20 protein-coding genes and 1 pseudogene are annotated in these 19,528 nt (G+C 65.6%); 20 read left to right on the forward strand and 1 reads right to left on the reverse strand.

Features of this window, described 5'->3' with window-relative positions; all coding sequences use genetic code 11:
• Positions 1-65: 65 nt before the first annotated feature.
• The 9 genes from HQ354_RS07920 (at position 66) to trmD (ending at position 8,790) form a co-directional block, all read left to right on the forward strand.
• Entirely contained in the window at positions 66-404 is a 339-nt protein-coding gene (locus tag HQ354_RS07920) for a P-II family nitrogen regulator (RefSeq protein ID WP_019664269.1), read from the forward strand.
• Positions 394-2,916 (forward strand): [protein-PII] uridylyltransferase, encoded by a 2,523-nt coding sequence (locus tag HQ354_RS07925; RefSeq protein ID WP_068429155.1) that lies wholly within the window; start codon positions 394-396, stop codon positions 2,914-2,916. The genes HQ354_RS07920 and HQ354_RS07925 overlap by 11 nt, the downstream gene beginning before the upstream one ends.
• A 174-nt stretch (positions 2,917-3,090) precedes the next feature.
• Complete coding sequence (locus tag HQ354_RS07930; protein WP_068428542.1) at positions 3,091-3,912, forward strand: M23 family metallopeptidase; 822 nt, start codon at positions 3,091-3,093, stop codon at positions 3,910-3,912.
• A gap of 124 nt (positions 3,913-4,036) precedes the next feature.
• The gene (gene ffh, locus HQ354_RS07935) at positions 4,037-5,593 is read left to right on the forward strand and encodes a signal recognition particle protein (RefSeq protein ID WP_068429158.1); all 1,557 of its coding nucleotides are present in this window, start codon (positions 4,037-4,039) and stop codon (positions 5,591-5,593) included.
• 10 nt (positions 5,594-5,603) lie between these two features.
• Entirely contained in the window at positions 5,604-6,695 is a 1,092-nt protein-coding gene (locus tag HQ354_RS07940; RefSeq protein WP_068428545.1) for an amidohydrolase family protein, read from the forward strand.
• Between the two features lie 158 nt (positions 6,696-6,853).
• A complete protein-coding gene (gene rpsP / locus HQ354_RS07945; RefSeq protein WP_068428548.1) occupies positions 6,854-7,324 on the forward strand; it encodes a 30S ribosomal protein S16 in 471 nt (156 codons plus the stop codon).
• Positions 7,321-7,563 carry an RNA-binding protein gene (locus tag HQ354_RS07950; RefSeq protein ID WP_003939023.1) on the forward strand — a complete coding sequence of 81 codons (243 nt, stop codon included), beginning with the start codon at positions 7,321-7,323 and terminating at the stop codon, positions 7,561-7,563. The genes rpsP and HQ354_RS07950 overlap by 4 nt, the downstream gene beginning before the upstream one ends.
• 10 nt (positions 7,564-7,573) lie before the next feature.
• Entirely contained in the window at positions 7,574-8,104 is a 531-nt protein-coding gene (gene rimM / locus HQ354_RS07955; protein ID WP_068428551.1) for a ribosome maturation factor RimM, read from the forward strand.
• Between the two features lie 5 nt (positions 8,105-8,109).
• Positions 8,110-8,790, forward strand: a complete 681-nt coding sequence (gene trmD / locus HQ354_RS07960) for a tRNA (guanosine(37)-N1)-methyltransferase TrmD (protein ID WP_068428554.1) — start codon at positions 8,110-8,112, stop codon at positions 8,788-8,790.
• On the opposite strand, the gene HQ354_RS07965 is transcribed toward trmD, so the two are convergent.
• Positions 8,787-9,743 carry a serine hydrolase gene (locus HQ354_RS07965; protein ID WP_068428557.1) on the reverse strand — a complete coding sequence of 319 codons (957 nt, stop codon included), beginning with the start codon at positions 9,741-9,743 and terminating at the stop codon, positions 8,787-8,789. The two genes, trmD and HQ354_RS07965, sit on opposite strands and share 4 nt — an antisense overlap.
• A gap of 62 nt (positions 9,744-9,805) precedes the next feature.
• Here HQ354_RS07965 and HQ354_RS07970 point away from each other — a divergent pair, with 62 nt between their 5' ends.
• From HQ354_RS07970 to dprA, 11 genes and pseudogenes are all read left to right on the forward strand, one after another.
• Positions 9,806-12,154, forward strand: coding sequence for a Tex family protein (locus tag HQ354_RS07970; protein ID WP_068428562.1), 2,349 nt, complete (start codon positions 9,806-9,808; stop codon positions 12,152-12,154).
• 45 nt (positions 12,155-12,199) lie between these two features.
• Positions 12,200-13,079, forward strand: a pseudogene (locus tag HQ354_RS07975) (hypothetical protein); the annotation flags it as partial.
• Between the two features lie 107 nt (positions 13,080-13,186).
• Positions 13,187-13,528: a 50S ribosomal protein L19 gene (rplS, locus tag HQ354_RS07980; RefSeq protein ID WP_068428564.1), complete on the forward strand. Its 342-nt coding sequence runs from the start codon at positions 13,187-13,189 to the stop codon at positions 13,526-13,528.
• A 153-nt stretch (positions 13,529-13,681) separates the two neighbouring features.
• Positions 13,682-14,464 carry a signal peptidase I gene (gene lepB, locus HQ354_RS07985; RefSeq protein ID WP_068428568.1) on the forward strand — a complete coding sequence of 261 codons (783 nt, stop codon included), beginning with the start codon at positions 13,682-13,684 and terminating at the stop codon, positions 14,462-14,464.
• 15 nt (positions 14,465-14,479) lie between these two features.
• Complete coding sequence (locus HQ354_RS07990; RefSeq protein WP_084423864.1) at positions 14,480-15,226, forward strand: ribonuclease HII; 747 nt, start codon at positions 14,480-14,482, stop codon at positions 15,224-15,226.
• 40 nt (positions 15,227-15,266) lie between these two features.
• Positions 15,267-15,572, forward strand: coding sequence for a DUF2469 domain-containing protein (locus tag HQ354_RS07995; protein WP_068428573.1), 306 nt, complete (start codon positions 15,267-15,269; stop codon positions 15,570-15,572).
• Positions 15,573-15,576: 4 nt separating this feature from the next.
• Positions 15,577-15,735 (forward strand): hypothetical protein, encoded by a 159-nt coding sequence (locus tag HQ354_RS08000; protein ID WP_167674319.1) that lies wholly within the window; start codon positions 15,577-15,579, stop codon positions 15,733-15,735.
• A gap of 193 nt (positions 15,736-15,928) precedes the next feature.
• Entirely contained in the window at positions 15,929-16,267 is a 339-nt protein-coding gene (locus HQ354_RS08005) for an Lsr2 family protein (RefSeq protein ID WP_068428576.1), read from the forward strand.
• A 221-nt stretch (positions 16,268-16,488) separates the two neighbouring features.
• Positions 16,489-16,842, forward strand: a complete 354-nt coding sequence (locus tag HQ354_RS08010) for a YraN family protein (protein WP_068428579.1) — start codon at positions 16,489-16,491, stop codon at positions 16,840-16,842.
• Positions 16,842-18,350 carry a YifB family Mg chelatase-like AAA ATPase gene (locus HQ354_RS08015; protein WP_068428583.1) on the forward strand — a complete coding sequence of 503 codons (1,509 nt, stop codon included), beginning with the start codon at positions 16,842-16,844 and terminating at the stop codon, positions 18,348-18,350. The genes HQ354_RS08010 and HQ354_RS08015 overlap by 1 nt, the downstream gene beginning before the upstream one ends.
• A complete protein-coding gene (dprA, locus tag HQ354_RS08020) occupies positions 18,347-19,471 on the forward strand; it encodes a DNA-processing protein DprA (protein WP_068428586.1) in 1,125 nt (374 codons plus the stop codon). Before HQ354_RS08015 ends, dprA begins: the two co-directional genes overlap by 4 nt.
• Positions 19,472-19,528: the final 57 nt, after the last annotated feature.

The following is a 19,528-nucleotide window of genomic DNA, read 5'->3' on the forward strand; positions in this document are numbered from 1 at the left end:
GATAGGAGCGAATCGAAGCTCCGCACGCAACCGGGCACTCCAGAGCTTGTGAAGGGAAGCAGAAAATGAAGCTGATCACGGCAATCGTCAAGCCGTTCACGTTGGAGGACGTCAAGACGGGTCTCGAACAGGCCGGTGTGCTTGGCATGACGGTCAGTGAAGTCCAGGGATACGGACGTCAGAAGGGCCACACCGAGGTATACCGAGGCGCCGAGTACTCGGTCGACTTCGTGCCGAAGGTGCGCGTCGAGGTCGTCGTCGACGACGCCGCGGTGGAGAAGGTCGTCGAGGTCATCGTCGAAGCCGCTCGCACCGGCAAGATCGGCGACGGCAAGGTGTGGGTTTCGCCGGTCGACTCGGTCATCCGGGTACGTACCGGGGAACGTGGTGCCGATGCGCTCTGACCCCACTGGGTCGCGGGCAGGCGGCCCCGGCTCTGCAGCGAAAGCTGCAGGGTCGGGGCCTTCGGCCTCTGGGCCGTCCGCTACCAAGAGTTCCGATGCGGCGGCAGACCTGGCGCGCGCCAGGAAACAATTGCTCGACGGCGGAACACGCGGACGCCGTCTCGACGCGCCCGCGCTGAGGCAGGCGCTCGTGGACCTTCACGAGTTCTGGCTCACCACGAAGGGTGCCGAACTCGGGATCAAACCCGATTCGGGATTCGCGATCGTTGCAGTCGGAGGCCTCGCGCGCCGCGAATTGCTTCCGTACTCCGATCTCGATCTCGTACTGCTCCACGACGACATGGACCCCGAGTTGGTGTCGGAGGTGGCCGACAAGCTGTGGTATCCGCTGTGGGACGCCCACATCAAACTCGACCACAGTGTGCGCACGGTGCCGCAGGCTCTGCAGGTGGCGTCGACGGATCTGACTGCAGCGCTCGGCATGCTCGAAGCCCGTCACATCGCGGGAGACGTCGAGCTCAGCAATCTGCTGATCGGCGGAGTGCGGCGCGAGTGGCGTACCGGCATCCGGTCGCGGTTCGACGAACTGATCACCCAGACGCAGTCGCGGTGGTCGCGGAGCGGCGAAATCGCACATCGCGCCGAACCGGACCTCAAGAGCGGTCGTGGTGGACTGCGGGACGTCCAGCTTCTCGACGCGCTGTCCATCGCCCAGCTGACCGACGGCATGCCGGGACTCGGTCCGCAGTCTCCGGGAGGAGGACTCGCCTTCGCCCACACGCGCATGCTCGACGTCCGAACCGAACTGCATCGTGTTGCCGGCCGCGCCCGCGACCAACTGCGTGCGCAGGATGCCGACGAGATCGGTGCAGCACTGCGCATAGGAGACCGGTTCGACCTCGCCCGCGTTCTCAGCGACTCGGCACGCACCATCAGCTACTCGGTGGACGTCGGGCTACGCACCGCCGGGAATTCGCTTCCACGACGCGGGCTGTCGCGTCTGCGCCGAGTGCCCGTACGTCGGCCGCTCGACGAAGGCGTCGTCGAGCATGCAGGAGAGGTCGTGCTCGCCCGAGATGCCCGTCCGAGCAAGGATCCGGGACTCATCACCCGCGTGGCGGCCGCGTCGGCGCAGTACGGGATGCCGATGTCGGCGTCCACGTTGAGCAGACTCTCCGACAGCGCACCCGAACTGCGTGAACCGTGGCCCAAGGAAGCGGTGAACGATCTGTTGGTCCTGCTCGGCTCCGGTCGACGCTCGATCCCGGCGATCGAGGCACTGGACCGCACCGGCCTGTGGGGGCGCTTGCTGCCCGAGTGGGGTGCCGTCCGCGACCTTCCGCCGCGCGACGCGGTGCACACCTGGACTGTCGACCGGCATCTCGTCGAGACCGCGGCGTACGCGTCGGCGCTGACGACGCGCGTCGCTCGACCCGATCTGCTGATCCTCGGGGCTTTGATCCACGACATCGGCAAGGGTCGCGGGGGAGACCACAGCGTCGTCGGCGCCGAGTTGGCGACGCAGATCGGTAACCGGCTCGGGCTCTGGCCGTCGGACGTGGCACTCCTGACCGCGATGGTGCGTCACCATCTGTTGTTGCCCGAGACAGCGACACGACGCGATCTGGACGATCCCGTGACGGTGCAGACCGTCGTCGACGCCCTGGGCGCCGATCCGGTTCTTCTGGAGCTGTTGCACGCGCTCGCCGAGGCCGACTCGCTCGCGACGGGTCCGGGAGTGTGGGGTGATTGGAAGGCGTCGCTGATCCGGGAGCTCGTGCGGCGGTGCAGGCTGGTGATGGCAGGGGAGTCGTTGCCCACGCCCGATCCGCTCGACCCGGCTCACGTCGAGTTGGCCGAGAAGGGTGGCGTACACGTCGATCTGCAGCCGACCGAGGGGTCGCACACGTTCGTCGTGACGGTCGTCGCGCCGGACACCCCCGGTTTGTTGTCGGACGCCGCGGGTGTTCTCGCGCTGCATTCGCTGCGCGTGTTGTCGGCGTCCCTCGGCAGTCACGACGGTTCGGCGGTCAACTCGTTCGCCGTCACGCCGTTGTTCGGAGCTCCGCCTCAAGCGGGGCTGCTGCGTCAGGAACTCATTCGCGCACAGGCCGGTGAGCTCGATCTGGTGGCGGTGCTGAACGAGAAGGAACGGAATGCTCGCCCTCCGGTTCTCGACGGGGAGGACTCGGCGGTGCCGGTGCTGTACGCCCAGGCTCCTCCGCGCGTGTTGTGGTTCGACGGGACCGAACCGGGACAGGTCGTGCTCGAACTGCGGGCCGAGGACCGGCTCGGCCTGCTCTGTCGACTCGCGAGCGCGCTGGAGAAGCTCGGTGCCGACGTGCGGTGGGCGCGGGTGGCGACTCTCGGTACGTCCGTCGTCGACGCCTTCTGCATCGACCTGACCGGATCGGACACTCGTGCGACACGCGAGGAGATCGAAGAAGCGATTCTCGGTGTGGTTCCCGCCCCGGAACCGCCGAGACCACCGGAAAAGCCCGAAGGAACCTAGGTACGGTGTCGGCCAGGCGTCGAATTCCCATCGTTCGTAGTGAGATCTCATAAAGATTCGGTTACGGTGTTTGCGCGCGAGATCGTTTTGTTACGTTTCCCGCCAGCAGACGAAAAGCGGGTCCGAGCAGTGACTGCTCGGGGGCGCACGCCGACGACTGATGAGGTAGACACTGTGGGATCCCACCGGCGGTCGAACATTTACGTTCCGGCCGATACAGATTCGACGACACCACGTGGGCGCCACAGGGCGACGGAGGACTCCAAGGATTCGGGGTTGAAGGCGGCGACCATCGTCGCCGCCACCGGTGCGATCGTCGCGGGTGCGGCTCAGATGGGAACGGGTACCGCGTCGGCGGCACCTGCTCCCGCGCCGCAGGCCCCCGCGGCGGCTGTGCCGTTCCAGATCCCGCCGAACCTGCTCCCGGCCGGGTTCGAACTCCCCGCGGGCATCCAGTTGCCGGAGAACATCCAGCTGCCGCCCGGCATCGAGATTCCCGACACCTCCGACCTTCCCGCACTCGGGCTGCCGGACGTCGGCAAAGCGGCTCAGGATCTGTTGCAGGGACTGCAGCCGCTGAAAGAGAAGGCCGTGCAACCGGTTTCGGGTGTTCTGACGTCGAGCTTCGGTTCGCGATGGGGAACGCACCACGGTGGGCTCGACGTCGCGGCCCCCATCGGAACGCCCGTTCTTGCCGCTGCCGACGGCGTCGTCACCGCGGCAGGGCCTGCATCGGGGTTCGGCTTGTGGGTCAAGGTCATGCACGCCGACGGCACCGAAACCATCTACGGCCATGTCGGCAACTACTCGGTGGCCGAAGGACAGCAGGTCTCGGCGGGCCAACAGATCGCGACGGTCGGCAACCGAGGTCAGTCCACCGGCCCGCACCTGCACTTCGAGGTCCACGACCCGAGTGGGGTCAAGGTCGACCCGGCGCAGTGGTTGGCCACCCGCGGGGTGTCGGTGACCTGGAACGACGCAGCACTAAACGCGTAGGCAATCCTGCGGACCGCGCTCTGTCGGCCTCGATGACGACGGGGCGCGGTAGCGGGCGCTAGTCTGGAGCCTGCTCTACTCGTCTGTTCAGGCCCCATTCGCAATTGGCTCAGGAGTGCAATCGGTGTTCGAATCCCTATCCGACAGGTTGACCGGGACCCTCAAGGACCTGCGTGGCAAGGGTCGACTCTCGGGGGCCGACATCGATGCCACAGCCCGTGAAATCAGGCTCGCGCTGCTCGAAGCCGACGTCGCTCTGCCCGTCGTGCGTGAGTTCATCACGCGCATCAAGACGCGCGCCAAGGGCGCCGAGGTCTCGGGCGCTCTCAACCCGGCCCAGCAGGTCGTCAAGATCGTCAACGAGGAACTCGTCGGCATTCTCGGCGGCGAGACGCGCCGGCTGACGTTCGCCAAGACGGCGCCGACGGTCATCATGCTGGCCGGTCTGCAGGGTTCCGGTAAGACGACGCTCGCCGGCAAGCTCGCCAAATGGCTCAAGGAGCAGGGACACACACCGCTTCTGGTCGCGTGTGACCTCCAGCGCCCCGGTGCTGTCAGCCAGCTCCAGATCGTCGGTGAGCGTGCGGGCGCCACGGTGTTTGCTCCGCACCCCGGCACGTCGATCGGTGGCGGCGAGAACGAGCTCGGCATCTCGGCTGCCGACCCGATCGAGGTCGCACGTGCCGGTGTCGCCGAAGCACGCACCAAGCAGTACGACATCGTCATCGTTGACACCGCAGGCCGTCTCGGTATCGACACCGAACTGATGAATCAGGCCGCGGGCATCCGAGACGCCGTGCAGCCCGACGAGACGCTGTTCGTGCTCGACGCGATGGTCGGTCAGGACGCGGTCAGCACCGCGCAGGCCTTCCGGGACGGCGTCGGGTTCACCGGCGTCGTGCTCACCAAGCTCGACGGCGACGCCCGAGGTGGTGCGGCGCTCAGCGTGCGCGAGGTGACGGGCGAGCCCATCATGTTCGCGTCGACCGGTGAAAAGCTCGAAGACTTCGACGTCTTCCACCCGGACCGTATGGCCAGTCGAATTCTCGGCATGGGTGACGTCCTCAGCCTCATCGAGCAGGCGGAGCAGCACTTCGACGCCGAGCAGGCCGAGGCGACCGCCAACAAGATCGGTTCCGGTCAGCTCACGCTCGACGACTTCCTCGAGCAGATGATGGCCGTCCGCAAGATGGGCCCGATCGGCAACCTGTTGGGCATGCTCCCGGGTGCAGGCCAGATGAAAGAACTGGCCAACATCGACGAGAAGCAGCTCGACCGTGTGCAGGCGATCATTCGTGGCATGACGCCGCAGGAACGCAACGATCCGAAGATCATCAACGCGTCGCGGCGTCTACGCATCGCGAACGGATCGGGCGTCAAGGTGTCGGACGTCAACCAGCTCGTGGACCGGTTCTTCGAAGCGCGCAAGATGATGTCGGCGATGGCAGGCCGCATGGGCATGCCCGGCGCGCGCAAGCAGGTCCGCAGCAAGAAGGGCAAGAAGGGCAAGAAGGGCGGACGCGGGCCGACTCAGCCCAAGATCAGGGGCGGTTTCCCCGGCATGCCCGGTGGAATGCCCGCGGGAATGCCGGATCTGTCGGGCATGCCCAAGGGTCTCGACCAGCTACCCCCGGGACTCGAGGGCATCGACCTGTCGCAGTTGAAACTGCCGAAGAAGTAGCGGACCGACCGTGCCCGCCTTCCGGGTTCGGGGTCGGCCGGTGCCGTCGGAGGATCCGGTCGATTTCTGGATCGTCGACGGCCGCATCTCGCTCGACCCGGTCACGCACGCGGACATCTTGTGCGACGACGGGTGGATTCTTCCCGGCCTCGTCGACGCGCACTGCCACGTGGGCATCAAGTACGGCGGCGGCCACGAGGATGTCGACGGCGCCGTCGAACAGGCGAGGGCCGAACGGGACGTCGGCGTGCTGCTGCTGCGCGATGCAGGCTCGCCCGTCGACACACGCGCCCTCGACGATCACGACGACCTGCCCCGCATCATCCGCGCGGGTCGGCACATCGCGTCGCCCAAGCGGTACATCCAAGGCCTCGCGATCGACGTCGAGGACGAGTCGCAACTACCGGAAGTCGTTGCGCGACAAGCACGTTTCGGTGACGGCTGGGTCAAACTCGTCGGCGACTGGATCGATCGCAGCGTCGGCGACCTGAGGCCCCTGTGGGACGAGAAGATCCTGCGAGCATCGATCGACGCCGCCCACGCCGAGGGCGCTCGCGTCACGGCGCACGTCTTCGGTGAGGACGCCCTGCCCGGGTTGATCTCGGCGGGCATCGACTGCATCGAGCACGGCACCGGCTTGACCGACGAGACCATCGAGATGATGGTCCGGCACGACACCGCGCTGGTGCCGACTCTCGTGAACATCGCGACCTTTCCCGACATCGCCGCGTCGGCGTCGAAGTACCCGATCTACGCACGTCACATGCGCGACCTGCACGCGCGGGTCAGCTCGACCATCGGTCGAGCGCACGATGCGGGCGTGTCGATCTACGCGGGTACCGACGCGGGCGGATCCATCCGGCACGGGCGTATCGCCGACGAGGTGCAGGCGCTGACCGAAGTCGGAATGACGCCGACCGAGGCGCTCGGCGCCGCGAGCTGGAGTGCCAGATCGTGGCTCGGATGGCCGGGTCTGGAACACGGCGCTCCCGCGGACCTTCTGGTCTACGACGTCGATCCCCGGACGTCACCGGCGGTGCTGTCACATCCCGACGTCATCGTTCTGCGCGGTGTGCCGCAGCGTCGCCGACAGGTCGATTAACTTCCGGCGGCGCTCGTCTGGCACAATGGACTGCTGTTCGCCCGTCTCCGGTTACGTACCGCACGGCGGTCACGACACCCCATCAACGCAAAACCGGGTGCGCGGTCCACGCGCACCGCTGAATTGCGGAGTGACCAACTCGAAAGGCTCTACTTTTCATGGCTGTCAAGATCAAGCTCATGCGCATCGGTAAGATCCGCACCCCGCACTACCGCGTCGTCATCGCCGACTCTCGCACCCGCCGCAGCGGCCGTGCGATCGAGACCATCGGCACGTACGAGCCCAAGCAGGAGCCGAGCGTCATCGACATCGATTCCGAGCGTGCTCAGTACTGGCTCGGCGTCGGCGCTCAGCCCACCGAGCCCGTCGAGGCTCTGCTGAAGATCACCGGTGACTGGCAGAAGTTCAAGGGCCTCCCCGGCGCCGAGGGCACCCTCCGCGTTGCCGAGCCCAAGCCGTCCAAGCTGGACCTGTTCAACGCTGCGCTCGCTCAGGCCGACGCCGAGCCGCTCGGTGACGCCACCACGGCCAAGAAGAAGAAGGCTCCGAAGGCCGACGAGGCTGCTTCGGCCGACGACGCCGCAGCCGAGACCGCAGAAGCACCGGCCGCCGAGGCTGCTGAGAAGTGAGTGCCGTGGTCGCCGACGCCGTCGAGCATCTCGTTCGTGGCATCGTCGCCAACCCTGACGACGTTCGCGTCGAATTGATCACCGGCCGTCGCGGACGCACCGTGGAAGTTCACGTGCATCCCGACGATCTCGGCAAGGTCATCGGTCGCGGAGGTCGGACGGCAACAGCTCTGCGCACGCTGGTCTCCGGTATCGGAGGCCGCGGAATTCGCGTCGACGTCGTCGACACGGATCAGTAGCGCAGCACACATGGAGCTGGTAACCGGCCGTGTGGTGAAGTCACACGGCATCCGCGGCGAGGTCGTCGTCGAGGTTCGCACCGACGAACCCGACGATCGCTTCGCCGTGGGGTCGGTGATTCGCGGGCGTAAGCCACGCGATACCACCGGCGAGGTCGACTACACGGTGGAAGCCGCCCGGGAACACTCCGGGCGGCTTTTGCTGCGCCTGAAGGGAATCGATTCCCGGGACGCCGCCGACGCCCTCCGCGGCACACTGTTCATGGTCGAGTCGGACGATCTCGAATCCTCCGACGACCCGGACGAGTTCTACGATCACGAGCTCGAAGGTCTGACCGTGCAGCTCGCCGACGGTACGGTCGTCGGAACGGTTCGTGAGGTACTGCATTCCGCGGCAGGCGAATTGCTGTCCATCCGTCCCGCCGACGGAAGCCGATCCGAAGTGCTCGTGCCGTTCGTGGCTGCCATCGTCACGTCGGTGTCCCTGGCCGACGGCACGGTCGTGATCGATCCGCCCGAAGGTCTCCTGGATCCGGAGTAGACATCGTGAAACTCGACGTCGTCACGATCTTTCCCGAATACCTGGACCCGTTGCGAACTGCCTTGCTGGGCAAGGCGATCGACAAGGGCCTGGTGTCGGTGGACGTACACGATCTGCGTAGCTGGACCCACGACGTGCACAAGGCCGTCGACGATTCGCCGTACGGCGGCGGACCCGGAATGGTCATGAAGCCCACCGTGTGGGGCGACGCGCTCGACGACGTCCTCACCGAGGACTCTCTTCTCGTCGTCCCGACTCCGGCCGGTGTGCCGTTCACGCAGCGCACCGCCGAGCGATGGTCACAGGAGAAGCACATCGTCTTTGCATGCGGACGCTACGAGGGCATCGATCAGCGCGTGTTCGACGACGCGGCCACCCGTGTGCGCGTCGAAGAGGTGAGTATCGGCGACTACGTCCTCATCGGGGGAGAGGCCGCCGTTCTCGTCATGGGCGAAGCCGTCGTGCGGTTGCTGCCCGGCGTGCTCGGGAATCAGCAGTCGCACCAAGAGGATTCGTTCTCCGACGGGCTCCTCGAAGGCCCCAGCTACACCCGGCCCGTCCGGTGGCGTGGGCTCGACGTCCCGGACGTCCTGTTGTCGGGCGATCACGCGAAGGTCGCCGCGTGGCGCGCGGAGCAATCACTGCAGCGGACGCGTGAACGCCGTCCTGATCTGCTCGCCGACTAGTCGACCCGGCCGTCCGGGAAGAGCATCGACACGACGCCCGTGATGGTGTCGCGCGCATGCTGGGCGCTGCTGTCGTCCGTGACGTCGACGACGGCGGTGTCGGGGTAGTGCTCCCAGTCGTCGTCGTAATGGACCTCTTCGCGTGAGATCACGGCGATGACGTAGTCGTCGTTGCTCCCCACCGTGCCCGTCGACAGGTGCACCCACCGGCCGGCGATGCAGCACATCCAGCCCTGCTTGACGGCCCAGACCGGTTCGGACGGAAGGCCGTCGACGATTCCGAAGTGCTGGTGATAGCCGTCCGTCGCCACCGGAGTCGACTCGCGGAGGAGATCCTCGATCGTCGACGTCGACGTCGCGGACAGGCCGCCGGTGCCGTCGACGAGTTGCGCGTAATACGTGACGATGTCGGCTGCCGTCGTCATCGTGTTCCACCACAGTCCGTCCCACGGAGGCGACGTAGCCGCGAGGCCGTAGCGTTCGGCCACCCGTACGACGATGTCGTTGCCGCCGTACTCGTCCCAGAGATAGTTGGCGGCGTCGTCGCTGGACGACTTCAACATCACCTTCAGCAAGGTCATCTCGTCCTCGGCGAGGGGAACCTGCGCGACGTCGGCCTCGTGGAGAACCTCGTCGGCGATGAAAAGCTTGGAGACCGAAGCGGTTTCGCTCTGTATGGTGTCACCGTTCGAGAAATAGGATCCGGTTCGTCGGTCGAGAACGGCGAACGACACCTCCGCGCCTCGACCCGCCGCCGACGCGATGGCCGCCGGGATGCGCGAATCGAGATCGAGATCCTGGACCGTCTCGGTGTCCGGGAACGGTGACGACGACGTCGCGGACGACGCGCCCGACGCGGAATCGGCAGGAACGTCGCAGCCGGTGACGAGAACGGCGATCGCGGCGAACAGTGCCGTGCACGAGAGCGCCAGGACTTGCATGGGCCTGGACATCCTCGGTCTCCTGCACTGGTCACTGATGAACGTGTCCCACACTAGCTGTAGGGTCGTGCGCCGTGACGACTGCTCTGAAAACTGTGAACAAGCGCATAGCCGAGGAACTCGACGTATCCGAAGGTCAGGTCAGCGCTGCCGTGGATCTGCTGGACAGCGGATCGACCGTGCCGTTCATCGCTCGGTACCGCAAGGAAGTCACCGGCATGCTCGACGACGCGCAGCTCCGTCAGCTCGAAGAACGGCTCCGGTACCTCCGTGAGCTCGACGAGCGACGCGACGCGGTCATCGAATCGATTCGCTCGCAGGGCAAGCTCGACGAGGCTCTCGAACAATCACTGATGCTGGCCGAGACCAAGGCCCGCGTCGAGGACATCTACCTGCCGTTCAAGCCCAAGCGTCGGACCAAGGCGCAGATCGCGCGCGAGGCGGGCCACGAACCCGTCGCCGACGCCCTCATCACCGATCCCACCACCGATCCCGCGTCGTACGACTCCGAGCAGCTCGACGGCGCGCGCGCCATCCTCGTCGAGCGCTTCGCCGAGGACGCCGACCTGGTGGGCGAACTGCGTGAATTGATGTGGACCCGTGGAAAACTGGTCTCGACCGTGCGCAAGGGCAAGGAAGAAGGAGGCGCCAAGTTCGCCGACTACTTCGAATTCTCCGAACCGTTCACGTCGTTGCCGTCGCACCGCATTCTGGCGACGCTGCGCGGCGAGAAGGAAGAAGTTCTGTCCCTGGGGTTCGAACCGGAGCAGGACGAGACGCCTCCCGGTGAGCGGACGGTGTACGAGGGACGCATCGCCACCGCGTTCGGTATCGCCGACCAGGGCAGGGCCGCGGATCGGTGGTTGCTCGACACGGTGCGATGGGCTTGGCGTACCAAACTGCTCGTGACCCTCGCCATCGACGTTCGGATGCGGCTTCGCCAGTCCGCGGAGCAGGATGCCGTCGACGTCTTCGCTACCAACCTGAAGGACCTGCTGCTCGCTGCGCCCGCGGGCAATCGCGCGACGATGGGCCTGGACCCCGGGTTCCGCACCGGGACGAAGGTCGCGGTCGTCGATTCGACCGGCAAGGTCGTCGACCACGACACGATCTACCCGCACAAGCCCCAGGGCAAATGGGATCAGGCTGTCGCGACGTTGGCCGCGCTTGCCGCGAAGCATTCGGTCCAGCTCATCGCCATCGGCAACGGCACGGCGTCCCGCGAGACCGATGCGCTTGCTGCCGACCTGATCTCGAAGTTCCCGGAAGCGGGTCTGACCAAGGTCGTCGTGTCCGAGGCAGGCGCTTCGGTGTACTCGGCGTCGGCATACGCGTCGAGCGAACTTCCCGAGCTCGACGTCTCGATCCGAGGCGCCGTCTCCATCGCGCGTCGGCTGCAGGATCCGCTCGCCGAGCTCGTGAAGATCGATCCCAAGTCCATCGGCGTCGGCCAGTACCAGCACGACATCTCCGAATCCCTGCTGGCGCGTTCGCTCGGTGCGGTCGTCGAGGACGCGGTGAACGCTGTCGGCGTCGACGTCAACACCGCGTCGGTCCCGTTGCTGTCGCGTGTGTCGGGCATCGCCGGTTCGCTTGCGGAAAGCATTGTCGCGCACCGTGATCAGAACGGTCCCTTCACCTCGCGCTCCAAGCTGAAGGACGTCGCGCGTCTCGGGCCGAAGGCATTCGAGCAGTGTGCCGGCTTCCTGCGGATCCAGGACGGCGACGATCCGCTCGACCGGTCGAGCGTGCACCCCGAGGCGTACCCGGTGGTTCGCCGCATCGTGGATTCGGCGGGCGTCGGGGTGCTCGAGGTCATCGGCAACACGTCGCTGCTGCGCGGTCTGCAGCCGCAGCAGTTCGCCGACGAGCGCTTCGGTATCCCGACGGTCACCGACATCATCGCCGAACTCGAGAAGCCGGGCCGCGACCCGCGACCGGAATTCAAGACGGCGACGTTCGCCGCCGGGATCGAGAAGGTCGCCGACCTGAAGCCGGGCATGACGCTGGAAGGCGTCGTCACCAACGTGGCAGCGTTCGGGGCCTTCGTCGACGTCGGTGTGCACCAGGACGGACTCGTCCACGTCTCCGCGATGTCGCACAACTTCGTCAAGGATCCGCGCGAGGTCGTCAAGTCGGGTGACGTCGTCAAGGTCAAGGTCATGGAGGTCGACGTCCCACGTCAGCGCATCGGCTTGAGTCTGCGCCTCGACGACGAACCGGGCGCGGCCGCCAAGGACAAGCCTCGTGGCGGGTCCGGCGGGGGACAGCGCGGGGGGAACGGAGGCGGGCCGCGTAATGGCCAGCAGGATCGCAGGTCCCAGGCGGGCCGTCGCGACAATCGCGGGGGGAGTCGCCAAGCGAGCGCACCGGCGAGTGGATCGATGGCCGACGCGCTACGGAAGGCCGGATTCGGGAAGTAACATCTCGTTTCACGTGTGAAGGGAGATGCGGCGGCCGTGAAGTGGTTGGATCGTGAGATCATCGCGCACGGCCGCCTGCCTCTTCTGTGTTTCCTCCTCGGCTTCGTCGTGGGTTTCCTGTTGATTCGCTTGAGCGTCAGGATGATTCGCGCGCAGGTCAGGTGGTGGCCCGGAAACATCACGCCCGGCGGACAGCACATCCATCACGTCGTGTTCGGCATCGTCTTGATGCTGGTGTCCGGCGTCTCGTTGATCGCCGTCTTCGAGGACGCCACCCAGGAGACCGGGGCAGTGCTCGCCACCTTGTTCGGCGTGGGTGCCGCGCTCGTCCTCGACGAGTTCGCGCTGATCTTCTATCTGCAGGACGTCTACTGGGCGGAGCAGGGACGGACCTCGGTCGACGCCGTGTTCGTCGCTGTCGCGGGCACCGGCTTGCTACTCCTCGGATTCCACCCACTCGAACTGTTGAACGTCACCGACATTCGACGAAGCCCGGACACATGGGTTCGCGTCGGTTACGTGGTGTTGGCCGTCGTCAATCTCGGACTCTGTGCCGTTGTCGTGCTGAAGGGGAAGATCTGGACCGGTCTGATCGGGCTGTTCTTCGTTCCGATTCTGGTGGTCGCCTCGCTGCGGCTCAGCAGGCCGTCCGCGCCGTGGGCCCGATGGCGGTACACGAGACGTCCGAGGAAGATGGAGCGTGCGTTGCGCCGTGAACGCACGATCAGGCGACCGGCCATTCGAGCCAAGATCTACTGCCAGGACCTGATCGCGGGCAAACCGAGCGTGGAGCACGCCGTCTCTGCGACCGAGGACGAGCTGGACCGGACCGTACAGCCGGCCGCACCGCCGCGTGGGTGACCACGATTTCGTGGGCGGAGCGACGTCTGGCACAATAGTGGGGTTGCCTGTACCAGGCACAGACCTAATCGGAGTACGAACCAGCCGAGTTCCGTGTCGACAGTGTTTTCTGTCGTCGCGGTACCGCTCGGTTCCTCTACTCGCGCGAAGAACGCAAGGATGGCCCCACCGATGAACACTTTGGACTTCTTGGACAACAAGTCGCTGCGCAGCGACGTTCCTGACTTCCGCCCCGGCGACACGCTCAACGTGCACGTCAAGGTTATCGAAGGCTCGAAGGAGCGCGTGCAGATCTTCAAGGGCGTCGTCATTCGTCGCCAGGGTGGTGGCGTCCGCGAGACGTTCACCGTGCGCAAGGTCTCGTTCGGCGTCGGCGTCGAGCGTACTTTCCCGGTGCACAGCCCCAACATCGCTCAGATCGATGTTCTGACCCGCGGTGACGTTCGTCGCGCGAAGCTGTACTACCTTCGCGATCTGCGTGGCAAGGCCGCCAAGATCAAGGAAAAGCGCTGACACCAGCTCGTCGACAGACGGCTACATTCTTTCCGACGCCGCATCACCCAACTGGGTGGTGCGGCGTCGGTCGTTGTGTGACCTGTCACGACACTTGGCGAGTGGGTTCGACGCAGCTCTCGTCCACGGCAGCGCTACGGCTAATCTGGTGCGGTGGCTGATTCCTCGTACGATCCGAACGGCACTTCGGATTCCGACGCCGACGAACCCGCGACCAGGAAGCGCGAGAAGAAGCCTCGCTCGTTCTGGCGCGAGCTGCCGATCCTCATCCTCGTCGCCCTTGTCCTCAGTTTCCTGCTGCAGACGTTCATCGCACGGGTCTATCTGATCCCGTCCGAATCGATGGAGCCGACGCTGCACGGGTGTCCCGGATGCACCGGTGACCGCATCGTCGTCGAGAAGATCGGCTATCGGTTCGGCGATCCGAAGCCCGGCGACGTCATCGTCTTCCGCGGTCCCGACTCGTGGAACGGCGAATACGTGTCGACGCGGTCGTCCAACCCGGTCGTGCGTGGTGCGCAGGAAGTCGGATCGTTGATCGGCATCGTCGCGCCCGACGAGAACGACTTGGTCAAGCGAGTCATCGCGACCGGAGGCCAGACCGTCGAATGCTGCGACGATCAGGGGCGGGTGCTCGTGGACGGCAAGCCGCTCGACGAGCCGTACATTCAGATGGACTTCCCCTTCACGCCCGGCGTTCTGACGTGCGACACCGAGATCAAGTCGGGTCGCTGTTTCTCCGCGGTCACGGTTCCCGAAGGAAACCTGTGGGTCATGGGGGACAACCGCAGCAATTCGGCGGACTCGAGGTTCCATGTGTCCGACGAACTGAAGGGCACCGTTCCAGTCGACAACGTCATCGGGCGCGCATTCGTCATCGCGCTGCCGCCGTCGCGCTGGGGCACACTCGACTCGCCCGACATCCAAGGACAGTGAAACCGAGCAGAACAGATGGCTAGAACGAGTACGAGCCGGTCCCGCGGCCGGCCACCGTGGCCACCGCGGCCGGTCATCCGCCGGTCCTCGGGTCTGCGGACCATGGAGTCCGCCCTGGATCGACACGGGTTGGGCCCCGTCGCCGGGGTGGACGAGGCGGGTCGAGGTGCGTGCGCCGGACCACTGACGGTTGCCGCGTGCGTGCTGGGGCCGAAACGGTACGAGTCGTTGGCGGACCTCGACGACTCGAAGAAGCTGACGGAGAAGCGTCGTGAACTGCTGTTCCCGAAGATCCAGCGGCTCGCGCTCGCGTGGAGCATCGTGTTCATCGAAGCCGAAGAGATCGACCGCATCGGTCTGCACGTCGCGAACATCGAGGGGATGAGACGTGCCGTTGCGGGCCTCGGCGTCGCGCCGGGGTACGTGTTGACCGACGGATTTCGCGTCCCTGGGCTGCCCGCGCCGTCGCTACCCGTCATCGGCGGCGACGCGACTGCCGCATGCATCGCCGCGGCCAGCGTGCTGGCCAAGGTGTCGCGGGACCGCGTCATGGTCGAGATGGATTCCTCGATTCCCGGATACGGCTTCGCGATACACAAGGGATACAGCACCAAGGCGCACGCAGCCGCCATGGTCGAGCTGGGCCCGTGCGAGGAACACCGGATGTCCTACGCCAACGTGTCTGCAGCGGCGGCCGGTCGTCCCGATTCGGTGGCCGCGGTGTTGGGGCGGATGGACTGCACGGACACCGGTGCGCGATGATTGACGTTCATGCAAACAGACGGAGGATGAGTAGAAACCGATGAGTGCCGAGGATCTCGAAAAGTACGAAACCGAGATGGAGCTCTCGCTGTATCGCGAGTATCGGGACATTGTCGGTCAGTTCAACTATGTCGTGGAAACCGAACGGCGTTTCTACCTCGCGAACTCCGTAGAACTCATACCGCACAACGCCGACGGCGAGATCTATTTCGAGCTTCGCATGTCGGACGCATGGGTCTGGGACATGTACCGGCCCGCGCGGTTCGTCAAGCATGTCCGCGTCATCACCTTCAAGGACGTCAACATCGAGGAGCTCGACAAACCGGATCTGCGGCTTCCGGAGTAGAAGTATGTCGGTGACGCTGTGGTTGTTGCTCGTCGCGGCAGCGATCTATCTGTTCGGACGTCGGCGCTCGCGTCGAAACCTCGTGATGTGCGGCCAATTGATCGGTCTGGTCGCGGTGTGCCTCGTGGTGGGGCAAGTCGGCTGGCAAATTCTTGCGCAATGATCACTGTAGTGTGAATCGTTGCGACACACCGTATTTCGATGAGTCGACGCATTCGGGTCGGGTGAAATGGCTCATATAAACGGGGTCATTGTTGCTGAAAAGAAACTGTGGATTCAGCGATTGTTTTGTCCGATCGGAGGAATGAGTGGTAGAAACATGCATACATCATTCCTTGACGGTTAGAGGTTCGGACATGGCGCGTAAGACACTCGTCCAAATGATCGATGATGTCGATGGGTCGGTCATCAAGGAGGGGCAGGGCGAAACCGTCGAATTCGGTATCGACGGCAATCTGTATCGCATCGACCTGAATCTGAAGCACGCGAACGAATTACACGAGCAATTGGCGTTCTGGATCGAACACGCGGAGAAGGTTTCCGGCCGCCGGAGCAAGAAAGTCGCGTCGGCGCCGTCCCGCGGGAAAGTCGATTTGCAGGATGTTCGCGCGTGGGCTCGCGAGAACGGCTACGAGGTCAGTGCTCGCGGAAGAATCAGCCAGGACGTGCAGGCAGCCTACGAGGCAGCACACTGAAACCGCGATAGTTCACAAAGCTCGACTCTCGATGCCCCGGCCGATTCGGCCGGGGCATCGAATCGTTTCGGGCGGCCTTTCTCACCCCGTTCATCCACAGCTTCGCTTCGTCCACAGGGCAATTCTCGACCTGCGGTTTCTCCGATGTCACCGGCGGCACGACAGTGCATGGTCGTGCAGTGGTTCGGCAGTCGGCGGACCGACGATCAGTGGGGGAATGGATGTCGAATGCGGAGTTGGGGGCTCGGGGCGAAGCGTTCGCCGCGCTGCACCTGGTGGAGTCCGGAATGGAATTGGTCGACCGGAATTGGCGGTGCAGACACGGCGAGTTGGACATCGTCGCTCGTGACGGCGAGACGATGGTGTTCGTCGAGGTGAAGACGCGGTCGGGCACCGGGTACGGAACTCCGGCGGAGGCCGTGACGCCCGTCAAACGCGATCGAATTCGCAAGTTGGCGCTGATGTGGCTCGCGGAACACGATTATCCCTGGGTGCGAATGCGTTTCGACGTCGTAGCAATCCTGGTGACCCGAGACGGCGATCCAGTGGTGTCGCACTTGCGGGCGGTGTTCTGATGGCGCTCGGAAAAGCCTTCTCGGTCGCGGTCACCGGTGTCGACGGTCAGGTCGTCGAGATCGAGGCGGATATAGGCAGAGGATTGCCAGGAACACATCTGGTGGGATTGCCGGATACCGCCTTGCACGAATCACGCGACCGCATCAAGGCTGCGGTGTCGAATTCGGGTGGTAGTTGGCCCGATTCGCGCGTGGTGCTCGCGTTGTCGCCGGCGACCCTGCCGAAGATGGGATCGGTGTACGACCTCGCGCTCGCGTTGGCGGTACTGCACGCCGACAAGCAGATTCCCCGTGCGTCGATGCGGCGGACGGTGTTTCTGGGGGAGTTGGCTCTCGATGGTCGACTGCGGAGAATTCGCGGAGTTCTGCCCGCGGTACTGGCGGCGAAGAACGCGGGATGGTCCTCGGTGGTGGTGCCGACGGCTGCGTTGGCCGAGGCAGGTCTGGTCGACGGAATCGACGTGTTCGGGGCGCGGTCGCTGAAGGACGTGGTGGCCTGGCTGCGCGGCGAGGACGATCTCGTTCGCCCGGCGCCCGGTGTGTGGGACGACGGGGTGTCGTACCCGGACATGAGCGAGGTCGTCGGGCAACCGGAGGCACGGTGGGCTCTGGAGGTCGCGGCCGCGGGTGCGCATCACGTCATGTTGACCGGGCCGCCGGGCATCGGGAAGACGATGCTGGCCCAGCGTCTCCCGGGAATACTTCCCCCGTTGACCGAGCAGGAGGCGTTGGAAGTGACGGCGATCCATTCGGTCGCCGGGACGTTGCCCGACGACCGGCCGTTGATCGGTTCGCCGCCGTTCATCGCGCCGCACCATTCGACGTCGGTCAGTGCCATGGTCGGAGGCGGATCCGGAATGGCGAAACCCGGCGCCGTCAGCCGGGCGCATCGTGGTGTCCTGTTTCTCGACGAATGCGCCGAGATCGGCGTGAAGGTGCTCGAGTCGTTGCGAACACCGTTGGAAGACGGGGAGATTCGCATCGCGCGCCGCGACGGTGTGGCGCGGTACCCGGCTCGATTCCAGTTGGTTCTCGCTGCCAATCCGTGCCCGTGCGCTCCCGCACGCGACGTCGACTGCGTCTGCACGCCGACGGTGCGACGGAAATATCTCGGAAAACTATCCGGGCCTCTGCTCGATCGCGTCGACCTCCGAATTGCGATGAAAGCGGTCGCCACAGGAGCTCTGACGGACGACGTGGGCGAGACCACCGAGGTGGTGAGGGCACGGGTCACCGGTGCACGTGATGCAGCAGCCGAACGCTGGCGCGACTACGGATGGCGCACCAACGCAGAGGTGCCGGGTCCTGCACTGCGCCAGAAGTTCACGCTGCCCCGGGAATCGGTGAGACCGATCGAGCGGGCGCTCCGGAACGGATCGCTGACCGCGCGAGGGGCGGACCGCGCTCTGCGGGTGTCGTGGACCCTGTGCGATCTGGCGGGCGGCACCGTGCCCGGCATCGACGAGGTCGGCGCGGCGCTCGATTTTCGAGACAGGGGAATGTCGTGACGGGACACGACGATCGCAGGCTGGCGTGGGCGTATCTGTCACGTGTCGCGCAGGGGCCGCATCGACAACTGGCAGAGTTCGCAGTCGCGGCGGGGCCGCAGGAGGCGCGAGCCGAACTGGCCCGCGGCCGATTCGGCGAGCGCCTACAGGTTCGTGCGCACATCGACACCGCCGAAGACGACCTGAATCTGGTTGCGTCGCTCGGCGGTCGACTCGTCACACCGGACGACGACGAATGGCCCACATGGCAGTTCCTGTCGTTCGACGGTGCAGGAATGCCGACGTCGTCGGACCACTGCGCGCCGTTCGCGCTGTGGGTGCTCGGGCGAGGACCGCTCGACACGCTGGGGGAACGAGCGGTGTCCATCGTCGGTACGAGAGCGGCGAGCGCCTACGGCGAACATGTGACCGCGGAGATCTCGGGTGACCTGGCGGTCGACGGGTGGACGATCGTCTCCGGCGGGGCGTTCGGGATCGACGCGGCCGCCCACCGTGCGGCCCTCGGTGTGGGAGGTGCGACGGTGGCCGTGCTGGCGTGCGGAATCGACCGGGCATACCCGTCGGGACATGCGCGGCTGCTCGGCCGCATCAAGGAATCCGGCGCAGTGATCAGCGAATACGCGCCCGGAACGACGCCGGCGAAGCATCGGTTTCTCGCGCGAAACCGGCTCGTCGCCAGTCTCGGCTCGGCGGTCGTCGTCGTCGAAGCGGGGTGGCGTAGCGGTGCACGCAACACCGCGGCGTGGGCGCGAAAGCTCGGAAGGCCGGTGTTGGCGGTGCCGGGTCCGGTGACCTCGGCGTCGTCGAAAGGCTGCCACCGCATGATCCGCGAGGGGGAGGCTCGGCTCGTCGCCGACGCGCACGACGTCGTCGCCGAAGCAGGCGTCGTCGGTGAAACCGACGAGGGTCGACCGTCGATGTTCCGCGATATCGACGCGCTGTCGGAACCGGCGCTGCTGGTCTACGAAGCGCTTCCGGCGTCGGGCACGTTGTCTCCGCGTGAACTGTCCGAGCGGTCGTCCCTGCCGATCGCGAAGGTGCGTTCGGTCCTACCGCTCCTGGAACTCGACGGCTTCGTCGCTAGCGACGACACCGGCTGGTACCGCGTGGTCGGGACGTGAACGACCCGGACGCATATCGGTACCGGTAGCCTGATTAGGCAATGCTTACTCGAATAG

Source organism: Rhodococcus sp. BP-261 (genome assembly GCF_019835205.1).
GTDB classification, from domain to species: Bacteria; Actinomycetota; Actinomycetes; order Mycobacteriales; family Mycobacteriaceae; genus Rhodococcoides; species Rhodococcoides kyotonensis_B.